Origin of the sequence: Bacteroides sp. D2 (assembly GCF_025147085.1) — a bacterium.
GTDB lineage: Bacteria > Bacteroidota > Bacteroidia > Bacteroidales > Bacteroidaceae > Bacteroides.
In genome coordinates this window covers 4,563,486-4,588,403 of the sequence record NZ_CP102261.1, presented here as the reverse complement: position 1 = coordinate 4,588,403, position 24,918 = coordinate 4,563,486, and the positions used below count along the sequence as shown (strand labels likewise).

General features: G+C 42.0%; 17 protein-coding genes, 1 tRNA gene and 1 pseudogene. 13 read left to right on the top strand and 6 right to left on the bottom strand.

Features of this window, described 5'->3' with window-relative positions; translation table 11 throughout:
• Position 1 precedes the first annotated feature (1 nt).
• The 6 genes from NQ505_RS16645 (at position 2) to NQ505_RS16620 (ending at position 8,634) form a co-directional block, all read left to right on the top strand.
• On the top strand, positions 2-1,156 hold the full coding sequence (locus NQ505_RS16645) for a glycosyltransferase family 4 protein (RefSeq protein WP_008999379.1): 1,155 nt from the start codon (positions 2-4) through the stop codon (positions 1,154-1,156).
• Between the two features lie 14 nt (positions 1,157-1,170).
• Positions 1,171-2,025: a glycosyltransferase family 2 protein gene (locus NQ505_RS16640; RefSeq protein ID WP_008999378.1), complete on the top strand. Its 855-nt coding sequence runs from the start codon at positions 1,171-1,173 to the stop codon at positions 2,023-2,025.
• Between the two features lie 4 nt (positions 2,026-2,029).
• Positions 2,030-3,484 carry a hypothetical protein gene (locus tag NQ505_RS16635; RefSeq protein ID WP_117610674.1) on the top strand — a complete coding sequence of 485 codons (1,455 nt, stop codon included), beginning with the start codon at positions 2,030-2,032 and terminating at the stop codon, positions 3,482-3,484.
• Positions 3,485-3,549: 65 nt separating this feature from the next.
• Positions 3,550-4,764, top strand: coding sequence for a glycosyltransferase family 2 protein (locus tag NQ505_RS16630; protein ID WP_008999377.1), 1,215 nt, complete (start codon positions 3,550-3,552; stop codon positions 4,762-4,764).
• A gap of 70 nt (positions 4,765-4,834) precedes the next feature.
• Positions 4,835-7,456: a PAS domain-containing hybrid sensor histidine kinase/response regulator gene (locus NQ505_RS16625; RefSeq protein ID WP_008999376.1), complete on the top strand. Its 2,622-nt coding sequence runs from the start codon at positions 4,835-4,837 to the stop codon at positions 7,454-7,456.
• Between the two features lie 77 nt (positions 7,457-7,533).
• Positions 7,534-8,634: an endonuclease/exonuclease/phosphatase family protein gene (locus tag NQ505_RS16620; RefSeq protein ID WP_008999375.1), complete on the top strand. Its 1,101-nt coding sequence runs from the start codon at positions 7,534-7,536 to the stop codon at positions 8,632-8,634.
• A 167-nt stretch (positions 8,635-8,801) separates the two neighbouring features.
• Here NQ505_RS16620 and NQ505_RS16615 read toward each other — a convergent pair whose 3' ends face one another.
• Positions 8,802-12,095, bottom strand: coding sequence for a TonB-dependent receptor domain-containing protein (locus NQ505_RS16615; protein WP_008999374.1), 3,294 nt, complete (start codon positions 12,093-12,095; stop codon positions 8,802-8,804).
• Between the two features lie 216 nt (positions 12,096-12,311).
• Positions 12,312-14,003 carry an energy-dependent translational throttle protein EttA gene (ettA, locus tag NQ505_RS16610; RefSeq protein ID WP_259825623.1) on the bottom strand — a complete coding sequence of 564 codons (1,692 nt, stop codon included), beginning with the start codon at positions 14,001-14,003 and terminating at the stop codon, positions 12,312-12,314.
• A 120-nt stretch (positions 14,004-14,123) separates the two neighbouring features.
• Between ettA and NQ505_RS16605 the strand changes: the two genes are divergently transcribed.
• Positions 14,124-14,196, top strand: a tRNA-Lys gene (locus NQ505_RS16605).
• 122 nt (positions 14,197-14,318) lie between these two features.
• On the opposite strand, the gene NQ505_RS16600 is transcribed toward NQ505_RS16605, so the two are convergent.
• From NQ505_RS16600 to NQ505_RS16590, 3 genes and pseudogenes are all read right to left on the bottom strand, one after another.
• Complete coding sequence (locus tag NQ505_RS16600) at positions 14,319-15,257, bottom strand: helix-turn-helix domain-containing GNAT family N-acetyltransferase (RefSeq protein WP_008999371.1); 939 nt, start codon at positions 15,255-15,257, stop codon at positions 14,319-14,321.
• Positions 15,258-15,384: 127 nt separating this feature from the next.
• Positions 15,385-17,255: pseudogene (locus NQ505_RS16595) on the bottom strand (PAS domain-containing sensor histidine kinase).
• A gap of 192 nt (positions 17,256-17,447) precedes the next feature.
• The gene (locus NQ505_RS16590; protein ID WP_008999370.1) at positions 17,448-18,833 is read right to left on the bottom strand and encodes a GDSL-type esterase/lipase family protein; all 1,386 of its coding nucleotides are present in this window, start codon (positions 18,831-18,833) and stop codon (positions 17,448-17,450) included.
• Between the two features lie 91 nt (positions 18,834-18,924).
• On the opposite strand from NQ505_RS16590, the gene NQ505_RS16585 reads away from it, so the two are divergent.
• From NQ505_RS16585 to mtgA, 3 genes are all read left to right on the top strand, one after another.
• Positions 18,925-20,277 (top strand): MATE family efflux transporter, encoded by a 1,353-nt coding sequence (locus NQ505_RS16585; RefSeq protein ID WP_008999369.1) that lies wholly within the window; start codon positions 18,925-18,927, stop codon positions 20,275-20,277.
• Positions 20,278-20,441: 164 nt separating this feature from the next.
• Positions 20,442-21,158, top strand: a complete 717-nt coding sequence (locus NQ505_RS16580) for an OmpA family protein (RefSeq protein ID WP_004300348.1) — start codon at positions 20,442-20,444, stop codon at positions 21,156-21,158.
• Positions 21,136-21,879, top strand: a complete 744-nt coding sequence (gene mtgA / locus NQ505_RS16575) for a monofunctional biosynthetic peptidoglycan transglycosylase (RefSeq protein ID WP_004300347.1) — start codon at positions 21,136-21,138, stop codon at positions 21,877-21,879. Before NQ505_RS16580 ends, mtgA begins: the two co-directional genes overlap by 23 nt.
• Positions 21,880-21,970: 91 nt before the next feature.
• Here the strand turns inward: mtgA and NQ505_RS16570 are convergent, their stop codons facing one another.
• On the bottom strand, positions 21,971-22,474 hold the full coding sequence (locus NQ505_RS16570) for an RNA polymerase sigma factor (protein ID WP_004300346.1): 504 nt from the start codon (positions 22,472-22,474) through the stop codon (positions 21,971-21,973).
• Positions 22,475-22,714: 240 nt separating this feature from the next.
• Between NQ505_RS16570 and NQ505_RS16565 the strand changes: the two genes are divergently transcribed.
• The 3 genes from NQ505_RS16565 (at position 22,715) to NQ505_RS16555 (ending at position 24,910) form a co-directional block, all read left to right on the top strand.
• A complete protein-coding gene (locus NQ505_RS16565; RefSeq protein WP_008999368.1) occupies positions 22,715-23,275 on the top strand; it encodes a LemA family protein in 561 nt (186 codons plus the stop codon).
• Positions 23,276-23,320: 45 nt separating this feature from the next.
• Entirely contained in the window at positions 23,321-24,283 is a 963-nt protein-coding gene (locus NQ505_RS16560) for a M48 family metallopeptidase (protein WP_008999367.1), read from the top strand.
• Positions 24,284-24,409: 126 nt separating this feature from the next.
• Positions 24,410-24,910, top strand: a complete 501-nt coding sequence (locus NQ505_RS16555; RefSeq protein WP_004306358.1) for a DUF4251 domain-containing protein — start codon at positions 24,410-24,412, stop codon at positions 24,908-24,910.
• The last annotated feature ends 8 nt before the right edge of the window (positions 24,911-24,918 follow it).

The window sequence follows — 24,918 nt, the reverse complement described above, 5'->3', positions numbered from 1 at the left end:
CATGAAAATCGCATACTACTTACCTTCGCTTTATGCTCCCGGTGGTTTGGAGCGTATCGTCACTTTTAAGGCTAACTATCTGGCCGAACATTGTGAGGGGTATGAGGTGTATATCATCACGTCGGAACAACGGGACAGGCAAATTCATTTTGCTCTTTCGCCAAAGGTGAAGCATATAGACCTGGATGTAGCGTTCGACTGGCCGTTCAATCAGTCGACGATTGGCAAATTGCTGAAATATCCTTTCCGTTATCATAAATTCCGCAAGCGTTTCACGCGTCTATTGATGGAAATACGGCCGGATATCACGCTTTCAACGATACGCCGGGAGGTGAAGTTTATTCATTCCATCGCGGATGGGAGCAAAAAGGTGGGTGAGTTTCATGTCACACGCTATTCCTATGGGGTAGGCAAAGGAGGGTTCTTTGGCAATATGATGCAGAAGAGGTGGGATAATGAACTGCAAGGGAATTTAAGAAAGTTGGATCAATTTGTGGTTCTCACGCATGAGGAGGCTGCTTTCTGGCCTGAACTGAATAATATCCGTGTCATCCCGAATCCTATTATTACGCAGACAGAGCGTTTTTCGGAATGTACTTCGCATCAAGTGATCGCTGTGGGGAGGTATGCTCCTCAAAAGGGGTTTGATTTATTGATAGAAGCCTGGAATATAATTGCTAAAAAATACCCGACGTGGAAATTACGCATTTACGGGGATGGTTCGTTAAGAGATTCTTTCCAGCAAAGAATTGACGAACTGGGTATGACGGACTCATGTATACTGGAGCACACGGTGTCTAATATTGTAGATAAGTATTGCGAAAGTTCGATTTTCGTCCTCTCCTCGCGTTTCGAGGGGTTCGGAATGGTGATTACCGAGGCCATGTCATGTGGTGTGCCGCCTATTTCTTTCGACTGTCCGTGCGGACCGAAAGATATTATCGACGACGGAAAAGATGGTTTGTTGGTTGAAAACGGGAACATAGAAGAGTTGGCGGAAAAAATCGCTTATCTGATAGAGAATGAGAAGGTACGTATGGATATGGGAAAACAGGCTTGTATGAATGTCCAACGCTTCCAAATGGAAAATATTGTAAAACAGTGGAAAGGATTGTTTGAGGAACTGACCAACAACAGTCAACAGCCGCAAAATTGATAAATTGATAGCTCATGGAATGGTATTCTAAGTATTTACAGGTATATGAGAAACCTTTTGCGGAAGCTCCGCAAGCCGTTATCGAGGAAGTACGCCGCAATCTGGCCGGATTGCAGAGTAACGAACCGCTTGTCACTGTATCGCTCATCGGATACAATGAGGAAAAACATCTGCTCGCCTGTCTCTGGTCGTTGAGCGAGATGCAATGTAAATATCCTGTAGAAATCATTGGTGTGGACAACGAATCGAAGGATCGCACAGCGGAGATTTACGAGGCTTGCGGTGTGCCTTATTTCACGGAAACGCAACATAGTTGTGGTTTTGCCCGTCTCTGCGGACTGAACCATGCCCGTGGAAAATATCATATCAACATTGATTCTGACACGATGTATCCGGCAAAGTATGTGGAAACGATGGTGGATGCGCTCGAAAAGCCGGGTGTAGTGGCTGTCAGCTCGCTTTGGAGTTATATTCCTGACAAGGATCATTCTTGGATGGGGCTGAAAATCTATGAGGCTGCACGCGACTTGCATTTATGGTTGCAGTCTTTCAAGCGTCCGGAGCTTAGTGTGCGCGGACTGGTATTTGCTTACCGGACGGAGTATGCGAGGAAAACGGGAATTCGCACGGATATTATCCGCGGCGAAGACGGGTATCTGGCTTTGCAGCTCAAGCAATTTGGAAAGATTGCATTTGTACGGAAAAGACGTGCGCGTGCCGTGACGGGGTACGGGACGGTGGGAGCCGACGGAACTTTGTTCAATAGTTTCAAGGTGCGTGTCGTCAGCAGATTGAAAGGAATCGGAGGACTTTTTACCAAGAAGAAGGAATATAAGGATGAGGAGAGTAATCTTGTAAAAAAGAAGTAAAGGTATGCGGAGCGTAAAGACTATTAATAAAATTATCGTTTTCATATTGTGCACAATAAACATAGGTTGCATAAAGGAGAAGAATCTTTATGATGACGAGCTTGCAGAAAAAGAGGTCATCAGCGATCCGGAATTTTTCTATCCATTTATAAATGAACCTATCGATCATACAGCCGAGATTACAATTCAAGTAAAAGAAGGAGTGCAGCTGCCAATTCAGCCAACAGCTGTAATTCCACCACTTAAATATAATAAATCGTGGTTATTTATGCTCACACAAGATGACTGTAAGCATGCTGCTTTCTGCTATACTTGGGCGGCCATTCATGGAAAGCCATTATCCAAAAAGTCATTCTATGATCTAGCTCATCTGCAAAGGAATGAACTCCCTTCTGATTACTACTACCTTGGAAAAACTCTGGGAAGCACAGATGGGGCAGGTAATGAAGTCCGATTCTCATTTGGCACAACTCTTTCTCCTGAAGAATCATGGATGGATAAAACGACAACTATAAATAAAAAAAACTATGGTTTTAACGGACAAAAAGGGCTGGTGTGGGGAAATGTCAAAGAAATGCTGAACTTTGGCGTAGGTATTGCTTTTCATGATGTAATGGCGACAGATGTATATGACCCGGAAGACATTTTATCACATTACAAAATAGCACAGGACATTATCCTTAATCGCTTGAAAGGACGAGGATGCAAAATGCTGGCAGAACCTAACGGAAATAAAACTTATGTGGAAGCCGCGGATAAATATCCTATCATCAGAACTCTTACAGCACAAGCGGGAGCTAAAAAACTACTCCCATTCAAAGTGAAAGGAGATCTTGAAAAGGTGTTAATCGAAAGAGTTTTCTACGAACCACCCTCTGGTAGCGGACTGACAACCATGGATGTGATAAAACCTGTCATTCTTGAAGAACTTAGGTATGATAAAAAAGAACGGACAGCCATCTCTATCGGTGTTCATAGCACAGATACCGGATGGATAGATCTCTTTGAATGGCTCAACGACACCTACGGAAAGGATGGTGACGACTCAATGTGGTTCACCAGTCAGGAGGAATATTATGAATATAATTACTATCAGGTACATGGTACAACGGAGGTGAACTATGAGGATGAGCAAACTATCAAACTGACGGTTCATTTACCCGGACAGGAGTATTTCTATCATCCCTCTGTAACAGTCAATTTATCCGGTGTCAAGAAGGAAGATATCAAACATATATCATCCAATGATGAAGTAACCGGTTTATCTTATGCAAACTACGAAAACGGTATCATGCTAAATATCGACTGCCGGAAATACCTGGCGGAACACGCCGAGAATTTCGTGAAACGATATGAAGCGAATCCGACAAATGCTTCTGCCAAAGCGGACGCAAACTACTTTGTGAATATGCTGAAAGATTCGGATAAAAAGACGGAGTTGAAGAAACGAGCTGAATAAAATGAAATAAGAGGCTAATAAGAGCTGAATGTAAAACGATACAAGAAAAATAAACAAATATAGCTATGAACGAAACCATTACCCTTTGTCTTGAAATTATTTTCTGGCTTGCCCTGTTCGTTGTGTTCTACACCTATTTGGGCTACGGAATTGTGCTTTATATTCTTGTCAAGTTGAAAGAGCTTTTCGTGAAGCCTGTGAAGCGTTCGTTGCCGGCATCGGACGCAGACCTGCCGGAAGTTACCCTCTTCATTACGGCATTCAACGAAGAAGATGTAGTGGACGAGAAGATGGAAAACAGTCTTGAGCTGGATTATCCTGCGGACAAGCTGCACATCGTATGGGTGACGGACGGAAGCGATGACGGTACGAACGAACGATTGCAGACGCGTTGGCAGGGGAAAGCGACCGTACATTTCCAACCGCTCCGGCAAGGTAAGACGGCTGCAATGACACGTGGAATGACGTTGGTGGATACTCCACTCGTTGTTTTTACGGATGCCAACACGATGGTGAACCGGGAGGCAATACGGGAAATCGTACTTGCTTTCCAAGATCCGAAAGTGGGCTGCGTGGCTGGTGAAAAACGGATTGCCGTGCAGACTAAAGACGGGGCGGCTGCCGGTGGTGAAGGTATTTACTGGAAATACGAATCAACCCTGAAAGCACTTGATGCACGGCTCTACTCTGCCGTAGGAGCAGCAGGCGAACTGTTTGCCGTGCGTAATGAGCTGTTCGAAGCGATGGAGCCGGATACGTTGCTCGACGATTTTATTCTTTCACTCCGGATCACCATGAAAGGTTACACCATTGCTTATTGCACCAATGCTTACGCCATCGAAAGCGGTTCGGCAGATATGCGCGAAGAAGAAAAGCGGAAAGTGCGCATCGCTGCCGGAGGATTGCAGTCCATCTGGCGACTTCGTCCGTTGCTGAATCCTTTCCGTTACGGGATACTTAGCTTTCAATATACGTCGCACCGGGTATTGCGGTGGTCTATTACTCCGTTCCTGTTGTTTGCGCTCTTCCCGCTGAATATTGCAATTCTGCTGTTGGGCGGTTCCGCGATATTCTACGGAGTGCTGCTTGCCATGCAGGTTCTTTTTTACGGATTGGGATATTGGGGATATTATCTATCCACCAAACAGATAAAAAACAAGTTGCTTTTTATCCCCTACTATTTCTTATTTATGAATGTCAATGTATTGAAAGGCATCCGTTATCTGAAAAAGAAAAAAGGAAGCGGAGCCTGGGAAAAGGCGAAACGCGCTGAAAAGTAAAACAAATGCTATTATCTTTTGTTATCCTTACTATAAGACATTAGTCTCTATCATCTAATAAAAAACAGATATGAACAGAATATTACATGATGCGAATAACGCACAAAGAATATTGAAACTGACGGCAGACACGATGCTACTAGTTGACAGGTACGGCGTCTGCATAGACATTGAGTCACATTGTGATCTATGGTTTCTGCAAGAGGATATACTTTTAGGAAAAAATATATTTGAGCTTTTACCAGAATATACGAGAGAGAGGGTGATGCCCGTCTTTCAGGTTGTACTCGAAGAACAACGAAGCATCAGCAAGAACTTCAAGTTGGTACTGAAAGACGAAACTTTTTACTTCAAATGCCTCATGTTTCCGTATGATGGCATGGTGCTTTGCCAATATCGCGACATCACGCAAAGAAGCAATGTAAAAAGACGGTTGGAACAAGCAAATCTCACCCTGCGGGCTATACAAAAGGTAGCCCAGATAGGACAATGGGCGTACAATACGAACAAAAATGTTTTCCATTATCTTGGATATACAGGTGTCTTGTGCGAAGAAAGTGTGCAGAACCTTGCCATTGAAAAATATGTGGAACTGATTGTAGAAGAAGATCGTCAGAGTTTTATTGAATGGTGTCACGTGAACGAGAAAGAACTCAACATGGAGAGCATCAGTTATCGCGTTCGTCTGAATGGGGAAATCTTCTATATGCGTATCCAGACTTATTTGCGTAAAGAGTGCTCCGACGGTAGTTTCAACATCGAAGGGTATATTCAGAACATCACGGACATACAGCATCGCAGAAATGACATCAACACGTTGACACATGCTATCAACAACGCCAAAGAGAGTATCTTTGCCGCCAGACCCGATGGTACGATCATCTTCGCCAATCGTCGTTTCCTGCACAATCACGGTATTCCCGAAAGTGAGGATATCAGTCAGTTGAAAATCTACAATGTCACCGCAGATATGCCTACGCAAGAGGCTTGGGACGAACGTTGTAAAGATGTCATACACGGTGGCAGCAGTAACTTTGTGGCTCATCATCCATCGAAAATCAATAAAGGTATATTGGCTTACGAAGGTACGATGTACAACGTCACCAATGACTCCGGAGAAGAAAGTTACTGGTCGTTTGCTCATGATATTTCCGAGAGGATTCGATACGAAGCCCAAATCAAACGGCTCAATCAAATCATGGATACGACGATCAATAATCTCCCCGCGGGGATTGTTGTGAAGGAGATCAACAATGATTTCCGGTACATTTATCGAAATCGGGAGGCTTATAACCGCGATCTTTACAAGAACGATCCTGTCGGTAAGAATGACTTCGATTTCTATCCGCCTATCGTGGCCGAGAAGAAGAGACAGGAGGATATTCAAGTGGCCACCAGCGGAAAAGGTATGCACTGGACGGTGGAAGGAAAGGATCGGAACGGAAACCTGATTATCCTTGACAAGCGGAAAATCCGGGTGGATGGGGACGAACTGTCTTCGCCTATCATCGTCAGCATCGAATGGGATGTCACGGAACTGGAAATGATGAAGCGGGAGCTACTGTCTTCGAAGGAAAAGGCGGAAATGTCTGATAGTTTGAAATCAGCTTTCCTTGCCAATATGAGTCATGAGATACGTACTCCGCTGAATGCTATTGTGGGGTTCTCGCATCTCATTGCCGAAAGTGATGATGCGGAAGAACGAAAGACGTACTACAACATCGTAAACGCGAACAACGAGCGTCTTTTGCAACTTATCAACGAGATTCTCGATCTCTCGAAGATTGAATCGGGAACTATCGAGTTTTCCTTCGGACCGGCTAGTCTCCATAATCTCTGCCGGGAAGTGTACGATGCTCATATATTCCGTACTCCGCAGGGAGTAAGCCTTGTCTATGAGCCTTCGGACGAGAGTCTGATGATTGAAACGGACAAGAATCGGGTATTCCAGGTGATTTCGAATCTGATTGGGAATGCTGTTAAGTTTACGAAAGAAGGAAGTATCAGTTATGGTTATAAGCTGGTGGATAACCAGATTGTTTTCCACGTAACGGATACCGGAACAGGAATTGAGCCGGAGAAAGTGGGTCGTGTGTTCGAACGTTTTGCCAAGCTGAACAATCATGCACAGGGCACTGGGTTGGGATTATCTATCTGTAAGTCTATCGTTGAACGTCTCGGGGGCAAGATTTCCGTCAGCTCCGAATTTAGTAAGGGAACGACGTTTACATTTACTTTGCCGTATACGGTTGCAGAATCCGTGAGTGTAGATTCGGAGAAAAAGAATGATGATGAGACGAGCGGAGGTATGAGCAGTGCTATAAATACACGGCATGCTTGTATTTTGGTTGCCGAGGATACGGACAGTAACTTTGATTTATTGGAGGCTATCTTAGGTAAGGAGCACCGGATTATTCGTGCGCATGACGGAATGGAGGTTGTCACGATGTTCGATGAGGTGAAACCCGATCTTATCCTGATGGATATTAAAATGCCGAATTTGGATGGATTGGAGGCAACGAAAATCATTCGGGAGCTGTCTGCCACTGTTCCTATCATTGCTCAAAGTGCCTTTGCTTATGAGCAGGACCGGAAAGCGGCGAAGGAGGCCGGATGCAACGATTTTATAGCTAAACCGATAGCGGATGATAAGCTGAAAGCTATGATTCATAAATGGCTGTCACCTCCGTAAAAGGGCACATATTATAGAGTACATATTGTATAGAAAACGCTTTAATAGTGATATAATCACCCAATAACTTAGATTAGATGAAAGCCTTTTACAGACTGTTTTATTACATATCCATCGTGCTGACCAGTATTTTGGCAGGAGTTACCATTGCGGGCGCCTTCGTAGGTAATGCCGCACCGGATAGTTTCAAATTTATGCCTTTCATCGGTTTGATTTTACCGATACTTTTGTTGGCTAACCTTGCTTCTGTCATCTACTGGACGATCCGTTGGAGGTGTTGGGTTTTCATCCCTCTGATTGCTATATTTAGTAACTGGAGCTATATTAGTTGTGTGATTCAATCTCCTTTTTTCAGCCCGGCTTCGGCTCCAATGGTCAAAATGAACGCGTATACTCCTGGCATTCTAACTGTTGCTACTTACAACGTTGACGCTTTTAATCATGAGGATACCGGTTATTCATGCAAAGAGATAGCCTCTTACATGAGAAATCTGCAAGCAGATATTCTCTGTTTTCAGGAGTTTGGCATTAATGATGAGTTTGGTGTAGACAGTATAGCTGCGGTTCTTTCTGATTGGCCGTATTATTTTATTCCTATTTCTCCCGAGGGAAAACATTTGTTGCAACTGGCTGTTTTCAGCCGTTACCCCATCAAGGAGGAGAATCTTATCGTCTATCCTGATTCGAAAAATTGCAGTCTCTGGTGTGATATTGAGACTAATGGCCGTACTATCCGTCTGTTCAACAATCATCTCCAAACAACGGAAGTGAGCCAGAACAAGCGCAAACTGGAAAAGGGACTCCGCACGGATGATTCTCAAAGGGTGGAACGTGCTGCTGTGGGATTGATTGACGGATTGCATGAGAATTTCCGGAAACGTGCCGCACAAGCTAATACTCTAAAGCAACTGATAGCTGCCTCTCCCTATCCTACTATAGTCTGTGGTGACTTTAACTCTCTGCCGTCTTCGTATGTTTATCACACTGTAAAAGGTGATAAGTTGCAGGACGGTTTTCAGACGAGTGGTCATGGGTATATGTATACTTTCAAGTTTTTCAAGCATCTGTTAAGAATCGACTATATTCTCCATTCACCGGAACTGAATAGTACGGATTACTTCTCTCCGGATCTTACTTATAGCGATCATAATCCGGTGGTGATGAGGGTGAAGTTATAATTTATCTTCCTACTTTAACCTCTTATATTAAAACAAAGTTGATAAGGGATTACTATATAATTATTCTGTAATATGTCCCTAAGTATATAATCAATTACTGATAATAAAAAAGCTGCCTCGTTTTCACGAGACAGCTTTTTTATATTAAGAACTTCAACAATAGTATATTAATTGAAGATATAACGCAAACTAAACATCACACGATAAGTAGAAGCTGTACTTGCATAATTCTTATATGTAGAGTTTAATATTTGACCACTAGCTTTTTGCATGGTAAATGTTCCATCACCATTATCTGCTAACGGAGTAATAGAATTTACAGTCTTATACAATCCCCAGTCCTTATTTAGTAGGTTAGCCAGATTCTGAATATCTATACCAAACTGCAATAGATTCTTCTTACCACCTATCATCATATAGAAATCTTGATTAAATTTGAAATCCAACTGATGATGCCAAGGCATCACTGCACCACCACGCTCTGCATATTTGCCTAAACGCTTTTTCAAATATTTGTCCTGTTGAACAAAATTCCAGAAATCTTCTTTCTGCTGTTCAGCTGAATAAGTCACTTCACCAGTCTTTGAGGTTACATCTTTAAATGTCAATTCATCTTTAGTAGCAGGAACATACAGCAAATTATTAGCACCACCATCACCTACTATATTTTTAGTGTAAGTATATGAATAGCGGGAATAAGAATAGCTTCCACCTGCATATCCTAATGGAGCGCCCTCGTAAATAAATGAAACACTTGACCTAAAGTGTTTAGCATAAGCTTTTGAATAACCTAATGATGCAATTATACGGTGAGGTGCCACATAAGTACCATAACCCAATTCATGGTCATTAATACCATTGACTGCATAAGTATTGGTTCTATATGCAGAAGTTACTTGGTCACCAATGCCGTCACCATAAGAACGTGCGCGAGAATAAGTATAAGCGAATGAAGCATCCAAACCAAAATCGAAATTCTTATGCAATTGAGCAGTTAACGACAGATAGTATGCTTTTGAACCACCATTTTCAATCAAATAAGCACCTGTACCAGCATTATAGCTCTTATAAGCAGTACGTATGTCATTTTTGCTAATTGTTTTTGTTCCATCAGCATAAATATTAGCATTGGAAATAACAGCCGGATTAAAGTCGCGATTGTAAATACCCTCTAAGGTAAAATCAATATCACCTGGTAACTTGGTATCAAAAGCTAATGACGTTTTCCAAGTAGCAGGCATCTTCAAATCCTTATCAATAATAGTAGGACTGCCAGGAATACTAACTTGTGGAGTAAAGTTGCCTTGATAAATATCCTCCAACATATCTTTCGCATCTGTATAGAAATTAGGAGCAACTGCACCTGGAGTAGAACTTTTACCAATATTATAACCATATTGTGTCTGCCCTACACCTGAATTTCCTACAGCCGAAACTAACCACACAAACGGCATACGTCCTACAAAGTATCCTGTACCTCCACGCAACACATATTTACGCTCCCCTGTAATATCCCAATTGAAACCAATACGGGGAGAAACAGACAAGGAATTGCCCGGTACCTGATCCGTAGTAAATTTACGACCACCGAAATTCAACTTGGCATATTCAGCATTATAGTTATCTTTTAAAGATGGATACACTGGCAACTCAAAACGCAGACCTGCTGTCAACTTAAAATTCTCACTGATATTCCATTGATCTTGAATATATGCAGAATATTGTGTTTGTCTCATCTTAGAGGTAAACTGTGACAAGTCTGCAGAATTAGAGTGGGTAATCAAAAATGAAAACGGCTTCTTTCCTGTTACAAAATCATCCCATGAACTATAAACATAGGCACCATTTGCACCTTGCATATATCCATTTAAAGCTTTGTTGGACTCAAACTGTAAGCCAGCCATAAAATTATGATTACCCCATGTCCAAGTAGCTTCATCAGTAATAGTAAATGACTTCACTTGACGAATATTTCCCTCGGTAAATAATTCGGTACCAAACATTGCATATACCGCACCATCCTCCAATATATAAGTAGTTGGGAATATACCGCCATCATAAGAACGAGGTTCATCCTGATATGAATAGGTTCCACGCAGGGTATTATTCAACACTCCCCATTTTGAATTCCACTCGGCAGCAATAGATGTAAATCTCTGTTCTTGACGATAACGCGTATTCCTAAAATACAAACCCTCGTCAGAAGTAGCTCCTTTCTCCGCAGAAATACCTGCTGTAGTACTACCCGGAAAAATCGTACCCGCTGTCATCGGATTGACAGAAGAAGACGGAGAAGCGTCATATCTATTATTAGTTTTAGAGAAACGAACATTCACTTTATTGTTCTCATTAATATTCCAATCCACACGTGCCAGAAACTTATATGATGGCACCTTTACATTATATCCTTGATATACTCCCGGATCATAATCATAGGTATTAATCAGATAATCACGAATTTCATCCATTTTGGAAGCAACAGGACGATGTATACCGTTCTCCCCATATTTCTCACCATCATTATTACGTGCACGTGCAACGGGACCTGCTGTCAAGTCATCTTCATATTCTCCATTCACGAAGAAGAATAACTTATTTTTAATGATAGCACCACCTAAAGTTGCACCATAAGTATATTGATGAGATTTTTCAAGTTCAATTGAACCATCACCTACTCTATCACCAATCAAATTATTGTTTGTTAAGAACGTATAAGCAGAACCAGTCAATTCATTTGTTCCGGATTTAGTTACAGCATTGATAGCTGCACCAGTAAAACCACTCTGACGAACATCATACGGAGTGATAGAAACAGAAAGCTGTTCCAGTGCATCCAAAGAAATAGGAGCACCACCTGCCGGTAAGTTAGAACCGATACCGAAAGCGTTATTAAATGAAGCACCATCCACTGTTACAAATGACTGACGATAGTTACCACCACCAGCTGCAAAACCATTAGATGTTGTGTTGGATTGTGGAGACAAACGCATGATATCATTCATGCTGCGGCTCACTGTAGGAATAGAAGCGATTTTTGCACTGGTAAGGTTAGTTACAGCACCTGCTCTGTCAGACTTCATATTACTCTCTTTAGAAGCAGTCACTACTACTTCGTCCAACAGTTCTGAACTCTCTTTTAAAGAAACATTTAAAACATAATTCTCTCCCAGTAAAAGATTAATTCCCTTGTAAATTGCTGTTTGATAACCAACATAAGAAATTTCTACTTTGTAAGGGCCGCCGGTACGCATACCCTGCAGATTAAATTGACCACTGACGTTAGTCACTGTACCATAACGAGTGCCTGATGGTTCGTGAACCGCAACGACTGTTGCTCCAATGATTGGTTCATCTTGTGCGGTCACTTTACCACTCATCGTGGCTGTTGTAACCTGCGCGCTCATCGTGACAGCAATAAACAACATTACTAGCACTAAGAAAGATCGCATTCTCTTTAACATAAATGTAGTTGATTAGTTAATATAAATTGTTTGCTTTTAAAAACTGTGCACAAATATAATTAATAATATTTAGAACTACATTACGATTATACTACATTTTTTTAAGAGAGATAAACGTTTCACTACCTTATAAAATGATAAAGGCTCTACAATATTTGCAGAGCCTTTTATTTTGAAACAGAAAGCATTAGAAATGCTTCAATCTATTACTTTATACTAGTCAGTCATTAACTTTCTATAACGAACACGCTTCGGCTCTTCATTTCCCAAACGTTTCATTTTGTTTTCTTCGTATTCTGAATAAGACCCTTCGAAGTAGAATACATTGGAGTCTCCTTCAAAAGCCAGAATGTGTGTACAGATACGGTCGAGGAACCAACGGTCATGCGAGATAACTACGGCACAGCCGGCAAAATCTTCCAGACCTTCTTCCAAAGCACGCAGTGTGTTTACGTCAATATCATTGGTAGGCTCATCGAGCAACAGTACATTGCCTTCTTCTTTCAAAGCCATCGCCAAGTGTAAACGGTTTCTTTCACCACCGGACAGTACACCGCAAAGTTTTTCCTGATCGCCTCCGGAGAAATTGAAACGGGAAAGGTATGCACGCGCATTGATGTCACGTCCTCCCATGCGGATCAACTCATTGCCACCGGAAATTACTTGGTAAACACTCTTATTCGGATCAATATCTCTGTGTTGCTGGTCTACATACGCCACCTTTACAGTCTCTCCTACTTCAAACTCTCCTTTATCTACTGTCTCCAATCCCATAATCAGACGGAACAGTGTCGTTTTTCCCGCACCATTGGGACCGATCACACCAACAATACCATTAGGAGGAAGCATAAAGTTCAAATCGTCAAACAATAGTTTATCGCCGTATGCTTTGGCCACCTGTTTCGCTTCAATGACTTTATTACCCAGACGCGGACCATTCGGAATGAAGATTTCAAGTTTTTCTTCTTTCTCTTTCACGTCTTCATTCAGCAACTTGTCATAAGAGTTAAGACGTGCCTTACCCTTTGCCTGACGGGCTTTCGGAGCCATGCGCACCCATTCCAACTCACGTTCCAGTGTTTTGCGACGTTTACTGACGGTCTTTTCTTCCATTTCCATGCGTTTTGTCTTCTGTTCCAGCCAGGAAGAGTAGTTACCTTTCCAGGGAATACCTTCACCACGGTCTAGTTCGAGAATCCATCCGGCAACATGATCGAGGAAGTAACGGTCGTGCGTCACGGCAATAACCGTACCTTCATATTGCTGAAGATGTTGTTCCAACCAGTCGATAGATTCTGCATCCAAGTGGTTGGTAGGTTCGTCCAGCAAGAGCACATCCGGTTTCTGCAACAACAAACGACATAAAGCTACCCGACGACGTTCACCTCCGGACAGGTTTTCTACCGGCTGATCTTCAGGCGGACAACGGAGAGCATCCATCGCACGCTCTAGTTTGCTATCCAGATTCCATGCATCAGTCGCATCAATGATATCTTGCAGTTCGCCCTGACGAGTAAAAAGAGCATCCATCTTATCCTGATCCTCGTAGTACTCCGGCAAACCGAACTTCTGATTGATTTCTTCGTATTCTGTCAGTGCGTCAACAATGGATTGCACACCTTCCATTACTACTTCTTTTACTGTCTTTGTGTTGTCTAAATAAGGTTCCTGTGCCAAGTAACCCACGGAATATCCCGGAGAGAACACCACTTCTCCCTGATAGGATTTCTCCAAACCGGCGATGATCTTCAATAACGTTGATTTACCGGAACCGTTCAAACCGATAATACCGATTTTCGCTCCATAGAAAAACGACAGGTAAATGTCTTTCAGCACATTCTTATTGGGGGTGAAAGCCTTGCTCACTCCCACCATCGAGAAGATAATTTTTTTATCGTCAGCAGCCATACGTATGATTATATATTGTTGATAATGGCACAAAGATAAGAAAAATGTTTGAATTCTTTTGGAGTTATAAAAAAATGTTCTACCTTTGCACCCGCATTCGAAAGAAAGCACTGAAGGACCGATTCGCTAGCTCAGCAGGTAGAGCACAACACTTTTAATGTTGGGGTCCTGGGTTCGAGCCCCAGGCGGATCACAGAAAGGCAGAATAGAAAAAGATAACTCCTACAATATCAAGGTATTGCAGGAGTTTTTTATATTATATCCGTAACCAATAATCACTATCATATTTCCTAAAAATGATAGTCACACTTTTATCTACAACTCTTTCACCATATGAAAAGGTGCGTCTTGATACAGCCCTGACTGATCTAATGCACTACTTATGTGCTTATACCCGCATTTTTCATACATAGCGACAGCATTTCCAAACTGGTGATATGAAACAATATACATATATGTATATCCAGCCTTTATTGCTCGCTGTTCTATTAGTTGAAGTAGGCGTTTTCCAATTCCTTTCCCTCTAAGCTCTGGTTTAAAATGGAATTTTGACAATTCAGCGTACCCTTTTGGCAGGCCTTTAGTTGGATAAAAACCGCCGCCACCCAATATTACACCGTCACATTCAACCACCCAATATTCTGCATTTTTTATATTAAAAGTCTGAAACATCATATCTGTATGTGGATCATCATAAAATGTACCGACTTTAGGAGCGTCATGTTCTTCAACTGAAGCACGAAGTACACAAGCAATTGAAGTATTATCTTCTTCCTCTATTGGGCGTATTACAATGGGTGCAACATTCTTAACTGCAAGATTGGTTTCCTTTTCGTTCATTGTATTATAGATGAAGTCCATACTATTTATTATCTCTTGCAGTTGGCCATCATTCAGGTGTGCAAAGATTTCCTCCACAGATTGATTAGCGGCAGCATTTAAGCAATGATAAATTTCACATCCTTTTTGTGTGAGATTTATCAGCCCCATGCGACTATCTCTTTCTGTTCCTTTTCGACATATATACCCTTTTTGTTCCAGTTGTTTTAATAAACGGGAGAGCAAACCTTTATCCATGTTTAACTCACTGGATATATCTTTGGAACTTCTATCAGGGTGCAAATAAACATCCTGAATAATGCGAACCTCGGGAAGTCCAAATTCACTTTCTAAATAATACTTGTTAAGTACGCCTAACAACTTTGTATAGAACCTGTTAAAGGCTCTTATACTATTCACATGTTCCTGTTTCATGCCGCAAAGATAAGCCCTTTAGTTGACAAAGTCAACTAAAGGGCGAAATATATTATTTATCGCAAACTTTCAGGGCAATATTCATGAATCAAGGGAATCTTTCTTTTTTATATTTTCCCCAATATACTCATTCAACAGGTATAGAATGGCACGGTAATTCGATTACGAAAGTAGTGCCTATCCCCAGTTGGGAATCTACTAATATCCGCCCGTTCATTTTTTCGACGATCAATTTACAAATAGATAAGCCCAAACCGGCTCCTTGAACAAAGGAGTCCAACTTTTCAAACCTTTCGAATATCTTTTCAAGCATATTTTGCGGGATACCCCGCCCGGTGTCTTTAACACCGATTCGGACAAACTGATGGTCTATCTCATAGAAGACTTCCACATGTCCGGTGGTAGTATTCTTTAAAGCATTCGAGAGGAAGTTACTTACTATCTGTTTGATGCGCAGCTTATCCAGTTCTGCCAGAAAAGCATGCTCGGGATAGTTGGTTAAGAGTTCAACACCGGAAGGTACTTGATGAACATACTCCGCCACGCTCTCGTTAAGAAGTTCGGTAAGATTAACCCAGTCCGGATGGAGTTCTATATATCCGGATTCTATCTTAGAGAGATCAATCACGTCATTAATCAGATTAAGCAGAAGTTTGTTGTTGTGGCCGATCAGGGAATTATAAAGTTCTTTTTCCGCTGCATCCTCCGTACTAGCCAACAAGCTCGAAAACCCGATGATAGCATTTAAAGGAGTACGGATTTCATGGCTCATATTGGCCAGGAAAGCAGACTTTAAACGATCGGATGCTTCGGCTTTATCGCGTGCTTTGACAAGCATTTCCTCTGTTCTTTTCAGTTCTGTGATATCATAATTGATGCTGATTATTTCGATAATCTGATCTTGCGGGGCATATTTCCTGACTAACAAATGGACATACGTCCATGTGCAGGTGCCATCCTCTCTATAGATACGCATCTCTTTGCTAAGTTTGACAGTAAGTCCTTTCCGCACATCGTCCAAAAACTGAATCAATAGGGCACGGTCGTCGGAATGGAAATGCCGGTATGCAGAAAAGATTTCGGATAAGGGAGTTTCATCTTCTTCACCTATATTATCGTACCAGCTCTTTTGGGCGTAACCATGTCCGGTCAAAACATTGAAGTGAGCATAACCAACCTTGGCATAATCACCGACCAGTTCAAAAAACTCTTCAAACTCCTGGATTTTATTATAAGCCACAGTTGTTTCTGTCTTATCCGCATTAATCAACAGGTAATTTATCGGTTGGTGTTCGTTATCATACAACGTAGTCACTTTAGTCACCAAATCAATCTTGCCCTCCTTTTGGGAGTTCTGATAATAGGAACCTACTTTCGAGAAGTCATAGCGGAAAGTAAAGTCGGCATCTTCATTCTTCTTCAACCGCTCTTTCATTCTTTCGGGAAAATAGGATTCTCGAAAATATTGATACCCAATATATCTTCTTTCTTCTCTACATGAAACATCTCCAATTCCTTATCGTTCAAATCTATCAATACTCCATCCATATTATATAGTTCGATGCCGATTGGTAAATGCTTGAAAATGTTATATAAGAGACGTTCACTATGCTGCAATGCCTGATAAGCAGATGCCATATCGGGAGCATCTTGCACTTCGGCTATACCATAAACAATTTCATTTCCGTCTTCGTCCGTTTCTTGAAAGCAGATCTTACTACGCATCCAGACAGCTCCTTTCACCGTATCAAGTAAATATACCGCTTCCGGTCTTTGATGCACGCCAAAAGAATGGACAGTCGTAGGACGTTGCTCCTCCTTCAGAATACGTTTATTGAAATCCTCAAAACTTATAACTCCGGTCTTATCCAGACCTAATAATTCTAATATAAAATCAGAACACTCATAATTCGCAGTTGATAAATTGGCTTTCCACCATCCCATATTAGCGTTAGCCATCAACTGCGAGAAAAAAGTGAAATCTTGTAGTCTATTCATAACGCTATTTATCATTTTAATACTTTTTCGGGCGCAAAAATACGGATTACCTATAAACCAGACTTTCAGAAAGTTATATTTTTAGCATATTATAAGAAGTTTATTCGTCGTTAAACTAAAAAATTTCCGGTTGGAACAATCTCTTTATGAGAAAGTTTCAACCGGAAATTCTGCATTTATTGTGTTTCTATTTTACTTTTTCAGGGACTGATAAACAGCTTTTGCCATCACTTTGGCACCTGCTTCATTCGGATGAATCTTATCCGGGAATAGTTCGGGCATTCCGTCCATTGCCGTATGAAGATCGATGACGGCCAGGTTGTTTTTCTTAGCAACTTTCTTTATCATCGGAATAATTTCTTTAGAGATTATATCGTCATTGATATTATCTCCGGTCTGATAGGCTTTGGAAGGATAACAAAGATAAATTTTCGGTTGGGCAGACAATGCTTTGAAAGCATCAACCATTGTTTGAAGATCTTTCGTGAAGTCGGCTTTATACTTCCAGTTGAACGATTTACTGTCATTCGTACCCAGTTTGATGACAACGATATTGGGATTGAAAGCCAGCGCATCCTGATAAGCCTTTTCGTTCATATAAGGATTATCGCCCTTATTCAACAGAGTGCGGGCACTTACTCCAAAATTCTTTACCCAATAAGCCTCTCCCAGCATACGACTTAACACAGCAGGATAGCTATCACGATCGCGATTCTTGATACGTGCTCCATACGTTATACTATTGCCGATACAAGCTACACGGATGGCATCTTTATGAGGCACTTTAAAACTACGAAGCCAGGAAGTCAGTTCATTCAGCATTTCACTCTTGTAGAGGAAATCCTCACGAATCCCCCAGCCATGTCCGCCGGAAGGATAGATATGAAGAACTGAAGGGACATTGTTCTTATTCAGAGCCAGATAATAATTAACTCCATTAGCAGGTGGAACCACCTTGTCGTCGTCACTGTAAACGATGAAGGCACGTGGTGTATCTTTCGTCACTTGTTTCTCATTGGAATATTCCGTTTCCAATTCGGCAGAAGCATCTTTTCCCAGAAGATTGTTGTGAGAACCCATGTGGGTATAAGATTTATCCATCGTAATCACAGGATAGAACAGAATCTGGAAATTCGGACGAAGTTCGGGTTTGGCGTGAGTGGCAATGGTAGATGCCAGATGTCCACCGGCAGATGAGCCCATGATACCGATATCATTGGGATTCAAATTCCAGACATCAGCACTGTCACGTACGATTTTCATTGCTGCTTCAGCATCCGAAATGGGTAGAGTACGGTCACCTTTCGGCATCCGATATTTGAGCACAATTAATGCAATGCCTTGTTTGTTGAAATATGGCGCCCAGTCGTAACCCTCGTGGTTGACAGCCAAGCCGCCATATCCACCACCCGGACAAGCGACCACAGCACGACCCGTTGCCAGTTCCGGTGCCGGAAGGAATACGCGAAGTGAGGGTTGTTCGATATCAAAAGGTTTTGGAGCATTCTGTGCTACCACTCGTGAACCTGCCAGTAAGATAAATAACAGGAGAATAATAGTAGAAAATTTCTGTTTCATAGTATCTATATACTTTGATTAATGAATAATTAGACGTGCAAAAATAGTAATTTTACGTATCTTTGCACCTCATTTTGAATAGAAAAAATATATGCAAGGAATAAAGAATCTGACAAAAGGCCCCATCAACCGCCAACTGTTTAATCTGGCAATGCCGATCATGGCAACGTCGTTTATTCAAATGGCATATAGTCTCACAGACATGGCATGGGTAGGACGGTTGGGAAGTGAAGCCGTAGCCGCTATCGGTTCTGTCGGAATCCTGACGTGGATGTCCGGTTCTATCTCCTTATTAAATAAGGTAGGATCTGAAGTGAGTGTCGGACAATCCATCGGTGCGCAAAGCCAGGAAGATGCCCGCAGCTTCGCGTCTCATAATATTACGATTGCTTTGATTATTTCCATTTGCTGGGGCGGACTCCTTTTTATATTTGCAGAACCTATCATACGTATTTATGAACTTGAGGAACATATCACAGCCAATGCCATTCAATATCTGCGGATTGTTTCTACCGGATTACCTTTCGTTTTCCTTTCCGCTGCCTTCACCGGAATTTATAATGCAGCAGGACGCAGCAAAGTCCCGTTCTTTATCAGTGGCACAGGGTTGATATTAAATATCGTTCTGGACCCACTCTTTATATTCGGTTTCGGACTGGGAACAAACGGTGCGGCGTACGCCACCTGGATTGCAGAAGCAAGTGTTTTCCTGATTTTCGTCTATCAGTTGCGTTGCAGGGATGCGCTGCTGGGCGGTTTCCCTTTCTTCACCCGGCTAAAGAAAAAGTACACGCGGAGAATCCTTAAACTTGGATTACCCGTAGCGACTTTAAATACATTGTTTGCCTTCGTCAACATGTTCCTCTGCCGCACCGCTTCCGAACAGGGAGGACATATCGGCTTAATGACGTTCACCACCGGGGGACAAATCGAAGCAATTACCTGGAACACCTCACAGGGATTCTCCACCGCACTAAGTGCCTTCATCGCCCAAAACTATGCTGCCGGGCGAATCGAACGGGTACTTAAATCCTGGTACACTACCCTATGGATGACGGGAATCTTCGGTACACTCTGTACTTTGCTATTCGTTTTCTTCGGAAACGAAGTTTTCGCCATATTCGTGCCCGAACAGGCTGCTTATGAGGCCGGAGGTGTATTCCTTCGTATCGACGGATATTCCCAGCTCTTTATGATGCTCGAAATCACCATGCAGGGAGTTTTCTACGGCATCGGCCGCACAATACCCCCTGCCATTATCAGCATCAGTTGCAACTATATGCGTATTCCGCTTGCTATCCTGTTTGTACGGATGGGTATGGGAGTGGAAGGAATCTGGTGGGCAGTCTGCGTCACCACCGTTGCCAAAGGTTTAATTCTTTTGAGTTGGTTCATTATTATCAAAAAGAAGTGCTTAAGTATTCCTTCAACGATAAAAGGATAATGTTCGTTTTCCTTTATTAACAAACAAAGGGATTCATCCGAGTTATTTTAACTTAAAAAGTACATGCTTGCCAAATAATATGTATCTTTGCATTGTTATTTATAATACGAAGCGATTCGTATAAAAACATTATTTATAAACCAATTAAAAAAAACATCAACATTATGAACAAGATGAAATTTATGGTTCTCTTCATGAGTATTGCCATGATATTTGGTAGCTGTGGAAGTATGAACAACACTGGTAAAGGTGCTGCTATCGGTGGTGGTTCGGGTGCTGCACTGGGTGCAATCCTGGGAGGTGTTATCGGTAAAGGTAAAGGTGCCGCTATTGGTGCTGCTATCGGTACGGCAGTAGGTGCAGGTACGGGTGCTCTTATCGGTAAGAAGATGGACAAAGCAGCAGCAGAAGCAAAACAAATTGAAGGCGCACAAGTAGAACAGATAACAGACAACAACGGATTGCAAGCCGTGAAAGTAACATTCGACTCGGGTATTCTTTTCACTACCGGTAATGCAAATCTAAGTGCTGCTGCTAAATCTGCTTTAAGCAAGTTTGCCAACAATGTGCTCAATCAGAACCGGGATATGGACGTGTCTATCTACGGATACACTGACAACCAGGGCTGGAAAAACAGCACTGCCGCACAAAGCCAACAGAAAAATCTGAACTTGTCACAAGAACGTGCACAGAGCGTGTCCAGTTATTTGTTGAGCTGTGGTGTTTCCACCAATCAGATCAAAGGTGTACAGGGAATGGGTGAAAGCGATCCCGTTGCAAGCAATGATACTGCTGCCGGTCGCGAACAAAACCGTCGTGTAGAAGTATACATGTACGCAAGTGAACAAATGATTAAAGATGCACAAGCAGCTGCTAATTAAAAAAATTCTGCGCTATACGCGCAACCTGCTGATTTTCTTCTTTGCATCCACTCTGTTGGCAGTGATTGTGTATCGGTTTATGCCGGTTTATGTCACTCCATTGATGGTTATCCGAAGCGTTCAGCAGATTTTTTCAGGAGATAAACCCACGTGGAAGCACACGTGGGTTTCTTTTGATAAGATATCTCCCAACCTGCCGATGGCGGTCATAGCCTCCGAAGACAACCGTTTTGCCGAACACAACGGATTCGATCTTGTAGAAATCAAGAAAGCGATGAAAGAGAACGAAACACGCAAACGGAAACGCGGAGCAAGCACCATTAGTCAGCAGACAGCCAAGAATGTGTTCTTATGGCCGCAATCTTCGTGGGTACGCAAGGGACTCGAAGTCTACTTTACGTTTCTCATCGAACTGTTCTGGTCGAAAGAACGAATCATGGAAGTCTATCTCAACTCTATAGAAATGGGAAATGGCATCTACGGCGCGCAAGCCACCGCAAAGGTAAAATTCGGAACAACAGCTGCCCAGCTGACCCGGGGACAATGCGCACTTATCGCCGCTACTCTGCCCAATCCGATACGGTTTAACTCGGCGAAACCTTCGTCATACATATTAAAACGACAAAATCAGATATTACGGCTGATGAATCTGGTTCCTAAATTTCCACCTGAAGAAAAAGCCGTTGAAAAGAAAAAAAGCAAAAACAAGAAAAGCAAGTGATAATTGAATCATAAATAAAAAGAAAGGAGCAACGAGGATCTATCCCCTTGCTCCTTTTGCTTATAAGCTTGTTTGTATGCGTTATCCTCATTTATACAAAATCTTTCAACTCTTGTTGTAAACGTTGACGTGTGAAGAATATGCGGCTCTTCACTGTACCTAATGGCAATCCTAATTTCTCTGCAATCTCACGGTATTTGAAACCTGATACGTGCATGGAGAAAGGAATCTTATACTCCCGGGGGAGTGCGTTGACGATGCGATGCATCTCTTTCAGGTCGTAAGCACCTTCGGTACTTTCAAATCCTGAATCTTGTGGCAGATTTAAGTGATAATAATTATCGGTGGTATCAACAAAGGTCTGATCGCGTACTATTTTGCGGTAGTTATTAATAAAGATGTTACGCATGATTGTGTACATCCATCCTTTGAAATTTGTGTCCGGAACATATTTCTCTTCATTGTCTAATGCTTTTAAAGATGTTTCCTGCAATAAATCATTTGCTTCTTCACGGTTGGCCGTTAATTTATAAGCGAAACGAAGCAATTCTTCCTGTACTCCAATTAAATCTTTTCTGAAACTTAAACTTTTCATACTTTAATGGTTTTATGGTTAATATTCGTTTTTTCTCGACATTTGCAAGTTTAAAGGAATTTTGTGTATCCAACAGGGGAAAATTTGTCATTTCTTGGGGGTTAATTCTATCAAATGACAGATTTCAGGTGCTTTCTGATAGTTTTTAGGTGGTATTTAGTAAATATTTCCTTTACCTCTTGGTTAAAAGAACCAAATAGATTACTTTTGATTTTATATTATTAAATACAACAAAAGGCTATGACCATACTTATTATTGTAGGAATTATTGTATTGCTGGGCATTATCTTTGCTTCCATGTACAACTCATTAGTGAAATTGAGAAACAATCGTGAAAACGCATTTGCCGACATCGACGTGCAGTTGAAACAACGCCATGATCTCATTCCCCAACTGGTAGACACCGTGAAAGGATATGCCGCACATGAGAAAGAAACGCTCGACCAGGTGATTCAGGCACGTAACGGTGCAGTCAGCGCAAAAACGATCGACGATAAGATAGCTGCCGAAAATCAGTTGAGCTCCGCTCTTGCCGGATTGAAGATTACTCTCGAGGCTTATCCCGATCTGAAAGCTAATCAGAATTTCCTGCAATTACAGGAAGAAATTTCTGATGTAGAGAATAAACTGGCTGCTGTTCGCCGCTACTTCAACTCGGCCACTAAAGAATACAATAACGCCGTGCAGACATTCCCGTCGAATATCGTAGCAGGAATGACCGGATTCCAAAGAGAGATAATGTTCGACTTGGGGAAAAACGAACGTGCGAATTTGGAGCAGGCACCCAAAATTAGTTTCTAAAACCTTTATATACACCGTCCATCCAATTACAAAAGTCGAACACGCATGCAATACGTCGGAATCCAAACACAGCAGAGCCGGAATAATCTGCGCTCTGCGTTTCTACTATTCCTGTTTCCCTGTCTCGTGGCAGCACTCCTCTATTTGGCCTGCTACCTGCTGACTTTTATGGGATATAAAGAGGATATGGAAGTCGAAATGATGCCAATAGTCAATCATTTCTTCTTCTCTTCGTTACCATATACCATGGGGATTGTATTAATCTGGTTTCTGATTGCCTATTGGGCTAACACAAGCATTATCAATTCCGCCACCGGCTCCAAGCCGCTGAACCGTCAGGAGAATAAACGAGTTTATAATCTGGTGGAAAACCTCTGTATGTCTCAAGGCATGAAAATGCCGAAAATCAATATCATCTATGACAGTTCCCTGAATGCATTTGCCAGCGGTATCAACGAACGCACATACACCGTTACCCTCTCGGAGGGCATCATCCGGAAACTAAATGATGAGGAGCTGGAAGCAGTCATCGCGCACGAGCTAAGTCACATCCGCAACCGCGATGTACGCCTGCTGATTATTTCCATTGTCTTTGTCGGTATCTTCTCCATGCTGACAGAAATCACGTTTTATACCATTACACACATACGCGTGCGTAGTAATAGTAAAGGTAGCGGCGGGGTGATTCTTTTTATTCTTATTGCTTTAGTGATAGCCGCCATTGGTTATCTTTTTGCAAGCCTGATGCGTTTTGCCATCTCACGCAAACGCGAATATATGGCAGATGCAGGTTCGGCAGAAATGACGAAGAATCCGTTGGCACTGGCCAGCGCTCTCCGCAAAATATCAGCAGATCCCGCTATCGAGGCAGTAGAAAGGAAAGACGTGGCACAATTATTTATTCATAACCCCAAAAAGGCATCTAAAAGTATATTCAGCGGACTTAGCGGATTGTTTGCCACTCATCCTCCCATCGAAAAACGAATCGAAATACTGGAACAGTTCTAAATCGGGCTAAACTCATAAATAACAGGGGGTTCTGTTTAATTTTCATTAAAAGAAACAGAAGTATCCCTGTCTTTTTAGTATATTTGATTGTTATACATATATACATCAACCTAAATGCAAACTGATATGAGAACGAAGAAGCAAATCTTTATGCTGTTACTAGCCTTGCTAGTGGGCATCCCTACCCTTTCGGCTCAACAAAGTAAAAAGGAAAAGAAGGAACAGAAGAAAGAAGCAGTAATGAAACTAATTGAATCTGAAAATTACAAGATAGATGTCAACACTGCCATGCCGATGCGCGGACGCTCCATCCCTTTGACATCTTCCTACTCACTGACAATCAGAAATGATTCGGTTATTTCTTACTTGCCTTATTATGGACGGGCTTATAGCATTCCGTATGGCGGAGGTGACGGACTTAACTTCAAAGCCATCCTCAAAGAATATAATGTGGAAATGGATAAAAAAGGGAATGCCGTTATCAAGTTCGTCGCACGTAATCCTGAAGACAGATATGAATTCAGAGCCAAAGTATTTCCAAATGGTTCGGCAAGTATCGATGTCAATATGCAAAACCGTCAGTCCATTAGTTTTCAAGGAGAACTGGATATAAAAGAGGAAAAATAATGCCGTCC